General features: G+C 59.5%; 12 protein-coding genes. 9 read left to right on the top strand and 3 right to left on the bottom strand.

Features of this window, described 5'->3' with window-relative positions; genetic code table 11:
- The first annotated feature begins 344 nt into the window (after positions 1-344).
- Together GOW56_RS13780 and GOW56_RS13775 are read left to right on the top strand one after the other, a co-directional pair.
- Positions 345-806 (top strand): hypothetical protein, encoded by a 462-nt coding sequence (locus GOW56_RS13780; protein ID WP_152458969.1) that lies wholly within the window; start codon positions 345-347, stop codon positions 804-806.
- A gap of 166 nt (positions 807-972) precedes the next feature.
- Positions 973-2,775, top strand: coding sequence for a hypothetical protein (locus GOW56_RS13775; RefSeq protein WP_171206249.1), 1,803 nt, complete (start codon positions 973-975; stop codon positions 2,773-2,775).
- A gap of 18 nt (positions 2,776-2,793) precedes the next feature.
- Here GOW56_RS13775 and GOW56_RS13770 read toward each other — a convergent pair whose 3' ends face one another.
- A complete protein-coding gene (locus tag GOW56_RS13770; RefSeq protein ID WP_171206248.1) occupies positions 2,794-3,918 on the bottom strand; it encodes a beta-ketoacyl-ACP synthase III in 1,125 nt (374 codons plus the stop codon).
- Positions 3,919-4,077: 159 nt separating this feature from the next.
- Here GOW56_RS13770 and GOW56_RS13765 point away from each other — a divergent pair, with 159 nt between their 5' ends.
- Genes GOW56_RS13765 through GOW56_RS13755 form a run of 3 tightly spaced genes read left to right on the top strand, consistent with a single transcriptional unit; the run spans position 4,078 to position 8,632 of the window.
- Complete coding sequence (locus GOW56_RS13765) at positions 4,078-4,545, top strand: MarR family winged helix-turn-helix transcriptional regulator (RefSeq protein WP_152458966.1); 468 nt, start codon at positions 4,078-4,080, stop codon at positions 4,543-4,545.
- Positions 4,542-5,579, top strand: a complete 1,038-nt coding sequence (locus GOW56_RS13760) for an efflux RND transporter periplasmic adaptor subunit (RefSeq protein ID WP_171206247.1) — start codon at positions 4,542-4,544, stop codon at positions 5,577-5,579. The genes GOW56_RS13765 and GOW56_RS13760 overlap by 4 nt, the downstream gene beginning before the upstream one ends.
- Before the next feature lie 11 nt (positions 5,580-5,590).
- The gene (locus GOW56_RS13755) at positions 5,591-8,632 is read left to right on the top strand and encodes an efflux RND transporter permease subunit (RefSeq protein WP_171206246.1); all 3,042 of its coding nucleotides are present in this window, start codon (positions 5,591-5,593) and stop codon (positions 8,630-8,632) included.
- Positions 8,633-8,857: 225 nt separating this feature from the next.
- Here the strand turns inward: GOW56_RS13755 and carB are convergent, their stop codons facing one another.
- Positions 8,858-12,202, bottom strand: a complete 3,345-nt coding sequence (gene carB / locus GOW56_RS13750) for a carbamoyl-phosphate synthase large subunit (RefSeq protein WP_171206245.1) — start codon at positions 12,200-12,202, stop codon at positions 8,858-8,860.
- Positions 12,203-12,379: 177 nt separating this feature from the next.
- Between carB and GOW56_RS13745 the strand changes: the two genes are divergently transcribed.
- The 4 genes from GOW56_RS13745 (at position 12,380) to aspS (ending at position 16,633) form a co-directional block, all read left to right on the top strand.
- A complete protein-coding gene (locus tag GOW56_RS13745) occupies positions 12,380-13,507 on the top strand; it encodes an aminodeoxychorismate synthase component I (protein ID WP_171169296.1) in 1,128 nt (375 codons plus the stop codon).
- Positions 13,462-14,109, top strand: coding sequence for an aminotransferase class IV family protein (locus GOW56_RS13740; protein ID WP_171168882.1), 648 nt, complete (start codon positions 13,462-13,464; stop codon positions 14,107-14,109). The genes GOW56_RS13745 and GOW56_RS13740 overlap by 46 nt, the downstream gene beginning before the upstream one ends.
- Positions 14,106-14,777: a CPBP family intramembrane glutamic endopeptidase gene (locus GOW56_RS13735; protein WP_371807910.1), complete on the top strand. Its 672-nt coding sequence runs from the start codon at positions 14,106-14,108 to the stop codon at positions 14,775-14,777. Before GOW56_RS13740 ends, GOW56_RS13735 begins: the two co-directional genes overlap by 4 nt.
- Before the next feature lie 77 nt (positions 14,778-14,854).
- Complete coding sequence (gene aspS, locus GOW56_RS13730; RefSeq protein ID WP_170346084.1) at positions 14,855-16,633, top strand: aspartate--tRNA ligase; 1,779 nt, start codon at positions 14,855-14,857, stop codon at positions 16,631-16,633.
- 171 nt (positions 16,634-16,804) lie between these two features.
- Here the strand turns inward: aspS and GOW56_RS13725 are convergent, their stop codons facing one another.
- A complete protein-coding gene (locus tag GOW56_RS13725) occupies positions 16,805-17,524 on the bottom strand; it encodes a response regulator (protein WP_152458959.1) in 720 nt (239 codons plus the stop codon).
- Between the last annotated feature and the right edge of the window lie 34 nt (positions 17,525-17,558).

Genomic DNA, 17,558 nt, shown 5'->3' with positions numbered 1-17,558 from the left:
TAAAACGCTTGGGGAAAAGGAACAAGATATCAATCGTTTTGATGGAGCGACGTCGCCGTTGCGTTCGCAGAGGCCGAGCTACGCTCTAGGGGATGGAACCCCCACATCTGCAACAGCGACGCCGTCGGCCAACATGTGGCCAAAACGCAGCAAGGTTTAACAATATCACCCTGCAATCACTCATTACCGGCTTGAACTGCCGCCACTCACTCACAAAATCCCCCGCATATCTGAGGGATAGCCAATGTATGACATTTCAATTATGACTTGGTTATGGGAAATTTACCCACGCTTTCCCCCGTTTGGACATCGGGCAGGCGTTTGCAGGTAACAAAGGTAAAACAATGGCAGATATCGGGGCCTATCTGAAAAAACACACAGAAGCGCTGGTCAAGGATGTTGGAATCGAAGCCGCGTGTGAAATTACAGGGAAATCCAAGGCCACTTTGGGGCGATACTATTCCGACAATGCTGAACACGAGGACCGGTTCATGCCTGTGGACGCGGTGGCCCGCCTTGAAAACGCGGCGACGTATCCGCATGTGACGTCGGCTTTGGCGGACCTAAAGAACATCACTTTGTCCTATAGCGACCGCAACACCTCTACCCCCCGCACCGGTGGTGTCAATTCGGATGTCATTGCGCTCAGCCAGCGGTTTGCGATGTTGATGACCGAGTATCAGGCCGCAATCGAAGACGGAATCATCACCGTCAACGAAGCCAAACGGCTGCTGAAAGAAACCAGTTTGCTGCAACAGGTTCTGATCGAGATGAAGCTGCATCTGGAAGAAGAAAGCGTCAGCTAGCCGGGGTCGGGAACCGTTGCACCCGTGACTGGCCAGTTTTCGCCTGTGCGGCCTACCTCTTTTCATGCTCGAAAAGACACAATCGCTGACTGTGCCTGTTGCCTCAATTCAGTCACGTCTGTCCTGTAAGGTCCGTCGCGGGCAAGAACGTCAAGGGCAGTGGACCATGCAGAAATCGCAGGGAACATACAGTATTTTCGCAGACCGGGTGGTTCTGCGTTTTTTTGTATGCGCCTATGCGGCACTTCTGGTGTTACTGGCCCTGAGTGGTCATCAGGAAGGCTCTGACGACGTGATGCGCTGGGTGGTCGTGCAGGATCTGTTGCAGGGGCAGGGCTGGTTCGACAGCCATCAGTATCGGCTGGGCCCCGAGGGCGGTACGCTGATGCATTGGTCTCGATTGATCGACGCGCCGATTGCTTTGCTCTACGGAACATTCGGGTTGGTTTTGCCGCCCGATATGGCCCTTCAGGTGACGGCATTCGTCTGGCCCTCACTTTTGGCGGGTCTGACCTTGTGGGCCTTTGCGGTGACGGGCAGCGTTTTGGGCGCGCGGGAAGGCGCTGTTTCGGCGCTGGTTGTGGGTGTGTTGGCGCTCGAACACTCGCGGAAGTTCGACTATTTTTCGTTTGATCACCACAATGCTCAGATTCTTCTGTTCGTCACGGCCCTGATGCTGTTTGCTTTGCGCAGGGACAAACCATATGCCGGATGGCTGCTGGGTGCCTGCCTGGCGCTTTCGGTGTCGATAGGCACCGAATCGATATTGCAGATCGCACTTGTCGCCGTGTTTTTTACCATTGACTGGATCGTAAACGGCGAACCGACCCGTCGCCGGACCATGGCGTTTGGTATCGGGCTGGTCGTGACGCTTGTGCTGACCAGCCTTGCAACAACGGGACACGAGGCCTTTCTGTTTCCAAGTTGTGACGCCCTGACTCTCAGCGTGGCATTGCCGGCGAGCGTTGCCGCGGCAGGGCTTTGCATTGCGGCATGGATCGGGTCTAGCTGGTCACTTTGGGGTCGCATCGGCGCATGCGTTGCGGTTGGTATGGTGACATTGGCCTGCGCTTACGGCTTCGCCCCGCATTGTCTCAGCAACCCGATCGAAGCCCTGCCACAGGACATGCGCGACTATTGGCTGAGCCAGGTGGCGGAAGCCCAGAAAATCAACGTCATTCTGCAACTGCACCGGGGCGAAGCGCTGGCCCTGATCGCGATGTCGATCCTGTGCATGGCAGCCGCCCTGATCTTTGCAGTCAGATCGCCTTTCAGACTGGAATACGCCCTGTTTCTGGCTCTGATCGTGACCGGCCTGGTGGTGTTCCTCTATCAGTCCAGAATGATGACATTCCTAGGTGTTTCGCTGGTGGCTGTCCAGGCGCAGATCCTGCGTGTCCTGTACAGCTCTTATGCAAGCCGTCGCCGCGCGTTGTCAGGGTTTGCGATGGTTGCTTTCATCCTCTGCATCTCGCCGAAAACCGGCGCCAGCATCGATGAGCAGCTGGGGCGTTTTGCCGGGCCGTCCCTTGCCGCATCCGCGATGCCGGCCCGACAGTCACAGCAGAGTTCGGGGGCATCCTGCAAAACGCCCGAAGCCTATGCGGCCCTGCGTGATCTTCCAGCCGGCAGGGTCCTTGTTGATTTCGACTTTGCCGCAAACGTGCTGCGCCATACCGACCATTCCGTTCTGGCGGGCAATTATCACCGGAATCAGGCTGGAATTCTGGCGCAGATCGAACTGTTCCGATCGGACGCCGACCAGGTCGGATCACGTCTGACCGAGCTGGACGTGGATTACGTCATGCTCTGCACGTCCGCACCGCGTGCCGAATTCTGGTCCTGGGCCTCACAGGGTCGTGGTTTGCAATCGCACTTGGTTGCAGGTGAAATCCTTGGCTACCTCACGCGGGTACAAACTACGGAAGATGCGGCATTCCAGGTCTTCAAAGTGACGGCGGCACGCTAGGCCGGACAGAACCGGCCATCAGGCGTGGCGCTTCACGATCACCGACCCAACGGAATACCCGGCGCCGAAGGAACAGATCAGGCCAAGATCCCCTTCCTGCAAGTCGTCGGAATACTTCGAAAACGCGATGATCGACCCCGCAGATGACGTGTTGGCATAATCCTGAAGGATGTTTGGTTGCTCGCCCGGTTCGGGTTCGCGGCCCAGAACCTTCTTGCCGATGAAGTCATTCATCGTCTTGTTGGCCTGATGCAGCCACAGGCGTTTCAGATCAGAGTTCCCAACTCCTTCGGCATTCATGTGGTCGCTGATATGTTTGCTGACCATCGGCAGTACTTCCTTGAATACTTTCCGACCGTTCTGCATGAACTGCATGTCGCGCCGGTCAGTCAGCCCATCAGGGCGCGAGCGGCGCAGAAAGCCGTTGTTGTTGCGGATATTGTTGGAAAACGCAGTGGCGCAGCGTGTCGATAGGATTTCGAAATGCGGCCCTTGTGCATCTTCGATCCGTTCGATCAGAGTTGCCGTCGCCACATCGCCAAAGATGAAATGGCAATCGCGGTCGCGCCACTCCAGATGGCCCGAGCAGATTTCGGGGTTCACCACCAACGCCGCCCGCACCGATCCCGACCGCACCATGTCCGCCGCGGCCTGAATGCCGAACGTGGCTGACGAACAGGCGACGTTCATGTCAAAGCCGAACCCGTTGATCCCCAGTTCCTGCTGGATTTCGATCGCAATCGCCGGATAGGCGCGCTCGTGGTTCGAAGCCGCGCAGATTACCAGATCAACATCCGCCGCCGTGCGCCCCGCCTGTGCCAGCGCCTTGTTGCAGGCATCCACCGCCATTTCGGTCATGATGCCGGGTTCATCATCGCTGCGCTGCCGCAGCAGTGGATGCATCACGTCCGGGTCCAGCACGCCGCTCTTGTCCATCACGTAGCGGTTTTCGATCCCCGATGCCTTGACGATGAACTCTTCCGATGAATGCTGCATCGGCTCCATCTGTCCGGCGGCGATGGCTTCGGCATTCTTGGCGTTCTGTTTGTCGGCATAAGCGTTGAATGCTTCGACAAGCTCGGCATTGGTGATGACGTTCTGAGGCGTAAAGACACCGGTACCGGTGATGGCGGGGGTATACATGGCGAGCCCTGAATGTTTCGGATTTGCCCAAAATGCAATCATGGTGTGATTTGATCAAGGTATGTTGACCTAAGGGAATGTGCGCAAAGCCGTAGCTTCATATCTTGAATAGTTCAGAAACTGAAGTATATGACCCCTCCAAACGCGCGGAGATCCCCGATGCCCGACGATATCAGCACCAGGCTTGGCCGCCTCAGCCCCGAGATTCAGGCGATCATGGGGGTATATGCCCTGTACTGGAAACTGGAAGAGACATTCGACAGCATCGAAACCGACCTGAGCCACCCCGAATGCCATATGCTGATCAAGCTGGATCAGCCGAAACGCATGGGGGTTCTGGCTGCGGATATGCTGAGTGTACCGTCCACAATCACCGCCACCGCGGATTCGCTGGAAAAAGCCGGCTATCTCACGCGCGAGCGTGACCCGGAAGACCGCCGCGCCTGGTTGCTGGTGCTGACCGAGCGTGGTGAAGAAGCCCGCAACATGCTGGTGGCCGAGGCCGGAGACCTGTTTCACAGGGCCTCGGGCCTGAACGACGAAGAAACAGCCGAATTCGCGCGACTGGCGCGCAAAATCCGTGACAACGTTTTGAAAACGGGAATTCCCGAGGGACTGAAGAAATGAAACTCCTGACCTCTCTGGGCCTTGCACTGGCCGTTCTGGCAACTCCGATTGCCGCTCAAGATACTCCGAAACCGGTCAAGCTGATGCAGGTGCGCGAAACAACGCCCGGCTTCACCCGCCAGTTCTTCGGTCGTGTTGCAGCGCGGCAGACGGTCGATCTTGCCTTTCAGGTCGCCGGTCAGATCGTCGAAATGCCGGTCAACGAAGGGTTTGTCATCCCCAAAGGCGGCCTGATTGCGCGACTGGATCAGGAGCCGTTCGAACTGCGGCTCGAACGGGCGCAGCTGCAAAAGGAACAGGCCGACCGAACCGTCGCACGCCTGTCGCGTTTGCGGGGCACCACGGCCAGCCAGGTGGCGGTCGATGACGCAGAGACCGAAGCGCAACTGGCCGCGATCGCACTGCGCGATGCCGAATACGAACTGGAACACGCGACTTTGACCGCACCATTTGACGCGCTGGTCTCCAGCCGCGCGGTCGAGGCTTTCACCACCGTATCGGCCGGCACGCCGATCGTCCGCATCCACGACATGTCCGAATTGCGCATCGAGGTGGATGTGCCCGAGATCCTGTTTCAACGCTCGGGCCAGAACGACGACATCACCATCACCGCCAAATTCCCCGTAAGTGACGAAGTCTTCCCGCTGGAAATCCGGGAATTCGACGCTGAAACTTCCAGCGTCGGGCAGACCTTCCGCATTCAGTTCGGCCTGACCCCGCCCGAGGGGCTGCAAATTCTTCCCGGCTCGTCCGTCACAGTCAACGTAAAGGTCCAGGACGAGCGCACAGGCATCATCGTGCCAGCGACGGCCGTCATCGCGGATGCAACAGGTGAGCTGAGCGTCATGGTGTTCTCTCCCGCTGGCGCGGATGAAGGCACGGTCCGCCGCGTTCCGGTGACAATCGAACCCACGCAGTCGGGCGATGTTCGGGTGTTGAAGGGCTTGTCTGACGGTGACGAAGTTGTTGTGGCTGGCGGTGCTGTGCTGACAGACGGTCAGCCCGTGCGCCGGTTCACCGGCTTCGCGAACTGAGGGGAAGACAGATGAACATCGCGCGCGCCTCGATTGATCGACCGCTTTACACATGGCTGATCATCCTCATTGCCCTCTTCGGTGGCATCTGGGGATTCACGTCGCTTGGTCGTTTGGAAGACCCGGCTTTCACCATCAAGAACGCGGTCATCGCCACGCAATATCCCGGTGCCACGGCGGAACAGGTGGCGCTTGAAGTGTCCGAACCCCTTGAATCCGCGATCCAGCAGATGGGCGAGGTGGACGTCATCACCTCGGTCAACCAACCCGGACAATCGCTGATCGAAGTAGAAATCAAGTCGACCTACGACGGGACCGAACTGCCCGATATCTGGACCCGCCTGCGGGCCAAGGTGCGCGATGCCGCCCGCGGGCTTCCGTCGGGTGTCAGCCAACCCTATGTGAATGACGGGTTCGGTGATGTGTTCGGCCTGTTCTATGCGGTGACCGCCGAAGGGTTTTCGGACGCCGAAAAGCATGAACTGGCAACGTTTCTGCGTCGCGAACTGCTGACCGTGGACGGCGTCGCCGATGTCGAGGTTCAGGGCTTGCCGGACGAGGCGATTTTTGTAGAGCCCGACCTGGCGATCTCGGTGAACCAGAACGTCCCGCTCCAAGCGATCAACGAAGCCATAGCCAACGCGGATTCGGTGAATTCCTCGGGGTCTTTGCGGTCTGAAGATGCCCGCACCACCATTCTGACGGCCGAGGGTTCGGACAGTGTCTCGGCCATTGCGGGCCTGTCTGTCGGCTCGCAAGGGCAGGTGATAAACCTGTTCGACATGTCCGATGTCTATCGCGCCCGTCAGAACGATCCGGACATCATGATCCGCTACAACGGGACCGAAGCCTTTACCCTCGGCATCGCCGGTCTGGCGACGGAAAACATCGTCGAGGTCGGCAAGCGGGCTGACGCCAAATTTGCCGAGCTGGATGCGAATATCCCCTTCGGTGTCGATATTCTACCGATCTACCAGCAACATGTGGTGGTCGAGCAGGCCTCGAACGACTTTCTGGTGAATCTGGCCATGTCAGTGGCCATCGTGGTCGCCGTACTGGGAATCTTCATGGGCTGGCGCGCGGCCATCGTCGTCGGTTCGACCCTGTTGCTGACCGTGGTCGGCACGCTTCTGTTCATGTCACTGTTCTCGATCGAGATGGAACGGATTTCCCTGGGTGCGCTGATCATTGCCATGGGTATGCTTGTGGACAATGCCATCGTGGTGGCCGAAGGGATGCAGATCGCGATGTTGCGAGGGAAACCATCGCGCGATGCGGCTGAAGATGTAGCGTCAAAAACCCAGATTCCCCTGCTTGGAGCCACCGTGATCGGCATAATGGCCTTTGCCGGGATCGGGCTCAGCCCGGATGCGACGGGCGAGTTTCTGTTTTCCCTGTTTGCGGTGATCGGCATTTCGCTGCTGCTCAGCTGGATTCTTGCCATCACGGTCACGCCTTTGCTTGGGCACTATTTCTTCAAGCAGGGCAAGGAGGGTGAGATCGACGCCTACGGGGGCATCCTGTTCCGCACATATGGCGCAATCCTGCGGTTTGCGCTCCGTTTCCGGTGGCTGGTTGTTGCGGGTCTCATCGGCGTAACCGTTGCGTGCTATGCCGGGTTCGGGTTGATGAAACAACAATTCTTCCCCAACTCGAACACGCCTTTGTTCTTTGTGCATTACAAGCTGCCTCAGGGCACGCCGATTGCCCGCACGGCACAGGACATGGCGGTTTTCCAAGATTGGCTGACCCAACGCGATGACGTGGTTTCGGTCACGACATTCGTCGGTCAGGGGGCAACCCGGTTCATGCTGACCTATTCGGCAGAGAAACCGAACCCGAGCTATGGTCACATGATCATCCGTACGGAAAGTCTGGATGACATCCCGGCCTTGCAAGCGGATCTGGAAGCGTTCGGGTCGGTCCAGTTCCCCGCAGGCGAGTTCGGAACCAAGCGCCTGGTGTTTGGCCCCGGTGGCGGTGATCCGATTCAGGCCCGGTTCTCGGGCAGTGATCCGGTGGTTCTGCGTCAACTTGCGGACGAGGCCGTGCAGCGCATGGCGGCGGCGTCGCCCAACGCGCTGCTCGTTCATCATGACTGGCGCGAACAGGAACTGGCGGTGCAGCCGATCTATGCCACGGAACGGGCCCAGACCGCGGGTGTTACGCGCGAAGACATTGCGGCCACGCTGCAATTTTCGACCGATGGCATCACGGGCGGTGTGCTGCGGGAACGTGACCGCCTGATCCCCATCATCTTACGTCGTCCGGCGGACGGAGATTATTCCATCGTCGATCAGGTGGTGTATTCGGACCAATCCGGGAAATTTGTACCAATCGAACAGATGGTCGATGGATTCGAGTACAAATCCCTTAATACGCTGGTTCATCGCCGCGATCGTGTTCTGACCATCACTGTCGGCGCGGACATCCCGCCCGACCTGACGGCGGCTCAGGTACACGCCGAAGTTCGGGACGCCATCGAGGCCATCGAACTGCCACCGGGCTACAAGTTGGAGTGGGGCGGTGAGTTCGAAAACTCGCGCGATGCGCAGGAAAGCCTGGGCAAACAATTGCCGCTGAGCCTGCTGATCATGGTGCTGATCTCGGTCCTGCTGTTCAACGCGATCCGTCAGCCGATCATCATCTGGCTGCTGGTTCCGATGTCGGTCAACGGCGTCGTCATCGGCCTGTTGGGAACTGGGCTGCCCTTCACCTTTACAGCCCTTCTGGGCCTGCTCAGCCTGTCGGGCATGCTGATCAAGAACGGCATCGTGCTGGTGGAAGAGATCGACCTGGTTCGCGCCACGGGCAAACCCCTGCGCGAATCCATCGTCGAAGCCTCCGTCTCGCGTTTGCGCCCTGTGATGCTGGCTGCGATCACGACCATTCTGGGCATGGCGCCGCTGCTGACCGATGCGTTCTTCGTCTCGATGGCGGTGACGATCATGGGCGGGCTGGCTTTTGCGACCGTCCTGACAATGGTCGCCGCGCCGGTGTTCTACCTGCTCTTCTTTGCGCGGGATGAAAAACGCGAGGCGCTGGCAGCCTGAACACGGGCCTCTTGTGGGTCCAGCTGAAAAGCTGGGTCCAATCAGGTTAGATCAAAGGAACAAACGGCACGTCACAGGCGGCCAGTGCAGTGAAGATTACGAGAACCAGAAATGTGCGCATTGTTTCATTCTCCTTATGCCTGAACGAAATGCGCGCCCGTTGAGTTCAGGTCAACGGGCGCGCATCTTTTCGTTCATTGATGAGCCAATTGTGGCTCAGGCGGGTTATCCCTGAAGGGATTTCACCTCGACATCCCCTTCGGCCTGCGCCTTGATCGCCAGAGCGGCAGCATGGCTTGCGGCGGCAGTGGTGTAATACGGGATCTTGTCATAAAGCGCGATGGACCGGATGGCCTTGCTGTCCTCGACCGCCTGAGCGCCTTCGGTGGTGTTCATCAGCAGTTGAACCTGACCGTCTTTCAGCATGTCGACCACGTCTGGGCGGCCTTCATAGACCTTGTTGACCACGTCGCATGGCACACCCTGTTCCGCCAGCCAGCTTTGGGTGCCGCGGGTGGCGACCAGCGTGAAGCCTTGTTCGACCAGAACTTGTGCGGCCTCGAGCATCGCCGCGCCCTTGTCGGCATCCTTGATCGAAATGAAGGCCCGGCCCGAAGTCGGCAGCACCATGCCCGCGCCCATCTGCGCCTTGAGGAAGGCGCGCGGGAAATCGCGGTCCCAGCCCATGACCTCGCCGGTCGAGCGCATTTCCGGGCCCAGGATGGTATCGACGCCCGGAAAACGGGCGAAGGGCAGGACCGCCTCTTTCACCGAGAACCATGGCATGTCCGGGTCGGCCAGCGTCATCTGATCTGCGATCTTGGTGTCGTCCACGGTCTTGTAGGGCGGACGCTGCGGGAAGCTCGCCAGCTTTTCGCCTGCCATGACACGCGCGGCGATGGACGCAATCGCACTGTCGGTGGCCTTTGCCACGAACGGCACGGTGCGCGAAGCGCGCGGGTTGACCTCGATCAGGTAGATCTCGTCATCCTTGATCGCGAACTGAACATTCATCAGGCCGACAACGTTCAGCGCCTTGGCCAGCTTGAACGCCTGATCCTTGATCTGCGCGATGATCTCTTTCGACAGCGAATAGGGCGGCAGCGAACAGGCGCTATCGCCCGAGTGCACGCCGGCCTCTTCGATATGCTGCATGATGCCTGCCACATGCACATCGGTGCCGTCGCACAGCGCGTCCACGTCCAGCTCGACCGCGCCAGCCAGATAGCTGTCCAGCAGAACGGGGCTGTCGCCCGAGACCACCACGGCCTCGTTGATGTAGCGTTTCAACTGATCCATGTCGCGCACGATCTCCATCGCGCGGCCACCCAGAACGTAGGACGGGCGGATCACCAGCGGGAAGCCGATTTCCTCGGCGATTTCCAACGCCTGCGTGTCGGTCGAGGCGATGCCGTTCTTGGGCTGTTTCAGCCCTAGTTCATTGATCAGCGCCTGAAAACGCTCGCGGTCTTCGGCCAGGTCAATCGCGTCGGGCGTGGTGCCCAGGATCGGGATGCCCTCGGCCTCGAGCGCGTTGGCCAGTTTCAGCGGTGTCTGTCCACCGAACTGAACAATGACGCCGTGCAGCGTGCCGTTTTCCTGTTCCTTCGTCAGGATTTCCATGACGTGTTCAAAGGTCAGCGGCTCGAAATACAAGCGATCCGAAGTGTCATAATCGGTCGAAACCGTCTCGGGGTTGCAGTTGATCATGATGGTTTCATAACCCGCTTCGGTCAGCGCGAAGCAGGCGTGGCAGCAGCAATAGTCGAACTCGATGCCCTGACCGATGCGGTTTGGGCCGCCGCCAAGAATGACGACCTTCTTCCTGTCGCTCGGGCGCGCTTCGCATTCGACCTCGCCCATCATCGGAGCTTCGTAGGTTGAATACATGTAAGGCGTCTGCGCCTCGAACTCGGCGGCGCAGGTGTCGATGCGTTTGAACACCGCTGAAACGCCCAGATTGCGGCGCGCTCGGCGGACGTTGTCTTCATCACGGCCCGTCAGCTTGCCCAGACGCGCATCGGTGAATCCCAGCATTTTCAGCTTGCGGATGCCGTCCTCGGTGACGGGCAGGCCGTCCTTGCGGAGCTGACGTTCGGCCTCGACGATCTCGCGGATACGGGCCAGGAACCAAGGGTCGAACTTGGTGACGCCGAAAATCTCGTCATCGCTCAGGCCATGGCGCATCGCTTGTGCAATGGTGCGCAGGCGGTCGGGTGTCTGCTGGCTGATCGCCTTGATCACGGCGGCCTTGTCGTCGGCCTCGTCCCAGAGGCCCACGTTCATGCCGGGGATTTCGACCTCATCAAAGCCGGTCAGGCCCGATTCCATCGAGGCCAGTGCCTTTTGCATCGATTCGTGGATCGTACGGCCAATCGACATCGCCTCGCCCACCGACTTCATCGCGGTGGTCAGATAGGGTTCGGAACCGGGGAATTTCTCGAAGGCGAATTTCGGAATTTTTGTCACGACATAGTCGATGGTCGGCTCGAACGAGGCCGGGGTGACTTTGGTGATGTCGTTGTCCAGCTCATCCAGCGTGTAACCCACGGCCAGTTTCGCAGCGATCTTTGCGATCGGGAAACCGGTGGCCTTGGATGCCAGCGCCGACGAGCGCGACACGCGCGGGTTCATCTCGATCACGACCATGCGGCCATCGACCGGGTTGATCGCCCATTGCACGTTTGAGCCGCCGGTTTCGACACCGATTTCACGCAGCACGGCAATCGAGTGATTGCGCATGATCTGGTATTCTTTGTCGGTTAGCGTAAGGGCAGGGGCCACGGTGATCGAGTCACCCGTATGCACGCCCATCGGATCGACGTTTTCGATGGAACATACGATGATGGCGTTGTCGGCAGTGTCGCGCACCACCTCCATTTCGTATTCTTTCCAGCCCAGAAGGCTTTCGTCGATCAGGATCTGACCCACGGGCGAGGCATCCATACCCGAGCGGCAAATATGGATGTAATCCTCACGGTTATACGCCACGCCGCCACCGGTGCCGCCCAGTGTAAAGGCCGGGCGGATGATGGCAGGAAGCCCCACGGTTTCAAGGGTTTCAAGGGCCAGCGCCACACCGGCGTCCAGGTCTTTCTTGCCGCTCTCGTCCTTGGGGGCGGTAACGATCTCGGCCTTGGGGTTTTCGATGCCCAGCCGGTCCATCGCCTCGCGGAACAGGGCGCGGTCTTCGGCCATTTCGATGGCATCGCGCTTGGCGCCGATCATCTCGACGCCGAATTTTTCCAGCACACCCATTTCTTCCAGTGCCAGCGAGGTGTTCAGGCCGGTCTGTCCGCCCATGGTGGGCAACAGGGCGTCAGGGCGTTCTTTCTCGATGATCTTGGCGACCACTTCGGGTGTAATCGGCTCGATATAGGTGGCGTCGGCCAGACCGGGGTCGGTCATGATCGTCGCCGGGTTCGAGTTCACCAGAATGACCCGGTATCCTTCCTCTCGCAGGGCCTTGCAGGCCTGAGCACCGGAATAGTCGAATTCACAGGCCTGACCGATAACAATGGGGCCCGCCCCAATGATCATGATCGACTGGATGTCGGTTCTTCTCGGCATGGCCTTGTTCCTTCGATTGTCCGCGAGTCAGGGCACCGCCCCAGCGCCCAAATTGTCCTGCGTTATAGGGACCGCGCAAAAAGGTGCAAGAGGTATCGGAAACAGGGGCGAAATTGCCGCTTTCCCCTCTTTCACTTGGCAGAGTATTCTCTATATGGCCCCTCACGGCAAATGAGGATGCAAGTGCGTATTCGTTTCGATCAGGGACCGGCCGGGCGAGGAACCCGGTTTCAGCGTCCGTCTCAGGTGATCCGCGCGGATGTGGCGGAGGACGTGCCCCAGGCTCTGGCGGCATTGGACGAGGCGCGCGCAGCTGGTGCCTGGCTGGCAGGGTATGCCAGTTACGAGCTGGGCTATGCGCTTGAACCCCGGCTCAATGGTCTTTTGCCGGAAGAACGACGCCTGCCTTTGTTGTGCTTTGGGGTCTATGATGCACCGGATCGGGTCGCCCTTCCGTCGCCTGCGGGCGAAGTGGGCGCATTCCGGCCGCGATGGGATGAAGCGCGATATGGCAAGGCCTTCAGCGCCGTGCATGACGCCATTGGTGCCGGCGACATCTATCAGGCCAACCTGACCTTTCCGATTGATCTGACCGTCTCGGGCAACAGCGAAACGCTCTATGCCGCGCTGGCGGCGGGGCAGCCGGTGGGCCACGGAGCACTGGTGCAACAGGATGGGCTGCCCGATCTGCTCAGCCGCTCGCCGGAGTTGTTTTTCCGCACCGATGAGGGTGGGCGGATCGAAACCCGGCCGATGAAGGGCACGCAACCGCGCAGTGAAGACCCGGATGAGGATGCGCGCCACCGGGCTTTTCTGAGCGCGGACGAAAAGAATCGGGCCGAGAACCTGATGATTGTTGATTTGCTGCGCAACGATATCAGCCGCGTCGCGCTGCCCGGATCCGTTCATGTGCCTGACCTGTTCCGGGTGGAAACCTATGCCACCGTACATCAGATGGTCTCGCTGGTGCGGGCGCAGCTGCACAAATGCGTGGGGTTGGGTGAAATACTGACAGCACTGTTTCCCTGCGGGTCGATCACCGGAGCCCCCAAGATCCGCGCGATGGAAATTCTGGCGGAACTGGAGCCATGGGCGCGCGACATCTATTGCGGAACGATTGGTTGGGCCGCGCCGGATGGTCGGTCCGAGTTCAACGTGGCCATCCGCACCTTGATGCTTGAGGATGATCAGGCCACTCTGAACGTAGGCGGCGGTGTCGTTTGGGACAGCACCGCCCCGTCAGAGTATGAGGAGGCGTTATGGAAAGCCCGCTTCGCCCGCCAGCTGAACCTGATTTCAGCCTGATTGAAACACTGGCCTTCCGCCCGGATCAGGGCTTTGTCAGGCTGGACCGCCATCTTGCACGAATGGCCCGTACTGCGCGGGTGTTCGAGATTCCTTTCAACCCCGATGAAGCGACCGCCCGACTGAATGGCGCTGCTTGTGACACCCCGCTGCGTTGCCGCCTTACGCTGGATGTGTCGGGCTCGTTCGATCTGTCGACCGGCGAACTGGTGGACAATCCCAGAACCTGGCGCGTCGCTCTGTCAGATCAACGTCTGGCTTCGAATGACCTGTGGTTGCGTCACAAGACCACGCGCCGTGCGCTCTATGATTCCGCGCGCGCAGCGCTGCCCGAAGGGGTGGACGAACTGTTGTTTCTGAATGAACTGGATGAGCTTTGTGAAGGCACCATCACGAACCTGTTTATGGAAATGCCTGATGGCCGGGTTCTGACGCCCGCTTTGTCCTGTGGGCTCTTGCCGGGGATACTGCGCGAAGAACTGCTGGAAAACAAAGCAGTCACCGAAGCCGTGCTGACCTTGACCGACCTGAAAAATGCGCAAACTGTGCGGATCGGAAATTCACTGCGCGGACTGATCGAGGTGGAGCTGATAGACGGGTGACAAAAAACAGCATGATGATCGGACCGCCGGTTGCATTGCGACGGCTGCGGCTGGAATTTGGCCTGTTCTATATTGGCTTGCCGCTGCTGATCGCTGTTCTTTTCCCTCCGAACTGGATGTTTCCGGCGCTGTTTGCGCTGACCGGGCTTGGTATCGTGCTATTGCACCGGACGCCCGGGTTTCAATGGGCCGAACTTCGTTATGACTGGGCCAACTGGACCCTGCGCGAGGTGGCTTTGTTCTCTGCCATCGTGACTGCCTTTTGTGTTGGTCTGATTCAGATCACGCGCCCGGATGCCGCGTTCTTCCTGCTTGTGCACCGCCCCGAAATGCTGGCCTTCATCTGGGTCGGCTACCCACTTTTGTCAGCGCTGCCGCAAGAGCTGCTGTTCCGCCCTCTGTTCTTTCGCCGCTATCACGCGATCCTGCCGGATGGGCGTGCGGCCAATCTGCTGAACGCGGCCATATTCTCGTTCGCGCACCTGATGTACTGGAGCTGGATCGTCGCGCTGATGACATTCGCCGGCGGCCTGCTGTTCACATGGGCCTACCGGCAGCGTGGGTCATTCTTCTATGCGGTGTTGCTGCACGCAATTGCGGGCAATATCATTTTTGCGGTGGGGCTAGGCGTATATTTCTACTCGGGCAATGTGCAAAGGCCGTTTTGAAGGGGCAACCCGCCTTGACTTTCCGGGGCTGACAGGGTGTATCGGCGCGACGAATTCTGCGCCCGAAGGGATATTCCATGCACGCCTATCGCAGCCACACCTGCGCCGCCTTGACCGCCGCCAATGTTGGAGAAACCGTTCGCCTGTCCGGTTGGGTGCATCGGGTTCGAGATCATGGGGGCGTGCTGTTCATCGATCTTCGCGACCATTTCGGCGTAACCCAGATCCTGTGCGACGGCGACAGCGCCGCCTTTGCCGAGCTGGAAAAGGTGCGGTCCGAATGGTGCATCCGTATCGACGGCACCGTCAAAGCCCGTGACCCGGACCTGGTGAACCCGAAACTGCCCACCGGCGAGATCGAGGTTTATGTACGCGAACTGGAAGTTCTGGGGGCCGCCGACGAATTGCCGCTGATGGTCTTTGGCGATCAGGAATACCCCGAGGAAACCCGCCTGCGCTATCGCTATCTGGACCTGCGCCGCGAGGCGATGCAGCGGAACATGACCCTGCGCTCGGACGTGGTTGCGTCCATGCGCAAACGGATGTGGGATCAGGGCTTTCGCGAGTATCAGACGCCGATCATCACCGCCTCGTCGCCCGAAGGCGCGCGCGACTTCCTGGTGCCTTCGCGCCTGCATCCGGGCAAATTCTATGCGTTGCCGCAAGCCCCGCAGCAGTTCAAGCAGCTGATCATGGTGTCGGGCTTCGACAAGTATTTCCAGATTGCACCCTGTTTCCGAGATGAAGATCCACGGGCAGACAGGTCCCCCACCGACTTCTACCAGTTGGATCTCGAGATGTCCTTTGTCGAGCAGCAGGACGTGTTCGACGTCATTCAACCTGTTCTGACCGGCGTGTTCGAAGAATTTGGCGGCGGTCGCAAGGTTGATCAGGACTGGCCGCAAATTTCCTACAAGGACGCGGCGCTGTGGTACGGCACCGACAAGCCGGACCTGCGGAACCCCATCAAGATGCAGGTGGTGTCCGAGCATTTCCGCGGTTCCGGTTTCGCGATCTTCGCCAAGCTGCTCGAACAGGAAGGCACCGAGATCCGCGCGATCCCCGCGCCGGGCGGCGGCAGCCGCAAGTTCTGCGACCGCATGAACGCCTTTGCCCAGAAAGAGGGCCTGCCGGGCATGGGCTATATCTTCTGGCGCGATCAGGGTGAGGGGATGGAGGCTGCGGGACCGCTGGCCAAGAACATCGGCCCCGAGCGCACCGAGGCAATCCGTCAGCAACTGGGTCTGGGTGTCGGCGATGCAGCCTTCTTCCTGGGCGGCAAGCCAAAAGCCTTTGAAAAGGTTGCCGGTAAGGCGCGTGACGTGATCGGTGAGGAATTGAACCTGACCGAAAAAGACCGTTTTGCCTTTGCCTGGATCGTGGATTTCCCGATCTATGAGCAAGACGAAGAAACCGGCGCGATCGACTTCGAACACAACCCGTTCTCGATGCCGCAGGGCGGTATGGAGGCGTTGCAGGGCAACCCGCTGGATGTGCGCGGCTACCAGTATGATCTGGCGTGCAACGGGTACGAGCTGGTTTCAGGCGCGATCCGGAACCACAAGCCGGAAATCATGCTGAAGGCCTTTGAACTGGCAGGCTATGGCGAGGATGAAGTAAAATCCCGCTTTGGTGCCCTGTTCAATGCCTTCCACTACGGCGCCCCGCCACACGGTGGATGCGCGGCTGGTATCGACCGGATCGTGATGCTGTTGGCAGATGAGGCCAATATCCGCGAAGTCATGATGTTCCCGATGAACCAGCGCGCCGAAGATCTGATGATGGACGCACCTTCGGACCCGACCTCGGATCAGTTGATGGAGCTGGGTCTTCGCATTATCCCTCAGGACCAGTAAAAAAATCCGCCCGCGTATCGCGGGCGGTTTTTTCACGCAGGCAGCCTGTGTCAGTCCAGCGGATCTTTCAGATTGGTTCGGTTGACGCGGATGGAACGCGCGGCCTGCCGTGTTTGGCGGTACAGCCAGATGCACAAAAGGGTTGCAGTGATGAAATACGCTGTCACCATTTCAAATCGCCTCTCGCTGTTCCAGTCGGTTCTGCACCATCCCGGCAACCTGCGCCGCCTGCGCCATGATCGGCGTCCCGTTCGCGCGTGACAATGCCAGCTTTCGCGCTGCTTCCGCCAAGGGCCTGTCATTTGCCTCGCGCGCGACGCCGTGCAGGAACTGTGCGGCGTAGTCCAATGTACTGTGATCGTTGGGACCTGCGAGCACATCGGCGATATGGGCCATGTCGTCCTGATAAGCCAAAGGGTCCGGGCGAATGATTTCATCGCGCACGGCATGAAGCCCGCTGGGCCGCCGGTCCTCTGGCAGGCGTTCCAGAATGGATTTCTGAAAATGTGACATTGATTTTAGCGGCTTGGACAAAAACCCATCCGCGCCGGCCGCCAGAGCCATGTCTTCGCTGCCGTCATCGCCCGAAAGGCCCATGATGACACTGATACGGGGCGTGGCCTCGGCCAATTCGGCGATCAGGTCGGCGCCGGAACCGTCCGGCAGGCCCATATCGACCAGGATGACCGAAGGCCGATAGATCTGTAGGTGCCTTCGGGCCGATTTCAGGCAATCCGCACGGCGAATGCGCGCGCCGCTGTGCAGGCACATCAGGCGGATGGCATCGCAAGCGTACCGGCTGTCTTCGACAACCAGTATGGTCTGACCCAGCAAGGGTCGAGTCGCGGTGGGCGCGGCGGTTGTGGTGGCAAGTAGGCCCGAATCGTCCATGGCAGCTCTCCTATGCAGCAGATGCTTCACGCTA

The sequence above is a fragment of the Ruegeria sp. HKCCA0235A genome, from assembly GCF_013033235.1.
GTDB lineage: Bacteria > Pseudomonadota > Alphaproteobacteria > Rhodobacterales > Rhodobacteraceae > Ruegeria.
The sequence above is the reverse complement of the archived record's forward strand: the minus strand, read 5'-3'. Positions and strand labels throughout refer to the sequence as shown.

Coding starts and splice junctions, on each gene's coding strand:
- GOW56_RS13780 (WP_152458969.1), top strand. CDS start 345: ATGGCAGATATCGGGGCCTATCTGAAAAAACACACAGAAGCGCTGGTC.
- GOW56_RS13740 (WP_171168882.1), top strand. CDS start 13,462: ATGGAAAGCCCGCTTCGCCCGCCAGCTGAACCTGATTTCAGCCTGATT.
- GOW56_RS13770 (WP_171206248.1), bottom strand. CDS start 3,918: ATGTATACCCCCGCCATCACCGGTACCGGTGTCTTTACGCCTCAGAAC.
- GOW56_RS13745 (WP_171169296.1), top strand. CDS start 12,380: ATGCAAGTGCGTATTCGTTTCGATCAGGGACCGGCCGGGCGAGGAACC.
- GOW56_RS13760 (WP_171206247.1), top strand. CDS start 4,542: ATGAAACTCCTGACCTCTCTGGGCCTTGCACTGGCCGTTCTGGCAACT.
- carB (WP_171206245.1), bottom strand. CDS start 12,202: ATGCCGAGAAGAACCGACATCCAGTCGATCATGATCATTGGGGCGGGC.
- aspS (WP_170346084.1), top strand. CDS start 14,855: ATGCACGCCTATCGCAGCCACACCTGCGCCGCCTTGACCGCCGCCAAT.
- GOW56_RS13775 (WP_171206249.1), top strand. CDS start 973: ATGCAGAAATCGCAGGGAACATACAGTATTTTCGCAGACCGGGTGGTT.
- GOW56_RS13755 (WP_171206246.1), top strand. CDS start 5,591: ATGAACATCGCGCGCGCCTCGATTGATCGACCGCTTTACACATGGCTG.
- GOW56_RS13725 (WP_152458959.1), bottom strand. CDS start 17,524: ATGGACGATTCGGGCCTACTTGCCACCACAACCGCCGCGCCCACCGCG.
- GOW56_RS13765 (WP_152458966.1), top strand. CDS start 4,078: ATGCCCGACGATATCAGCACCAGGCTTGGCCGCCTCAGCCCCGAGATT.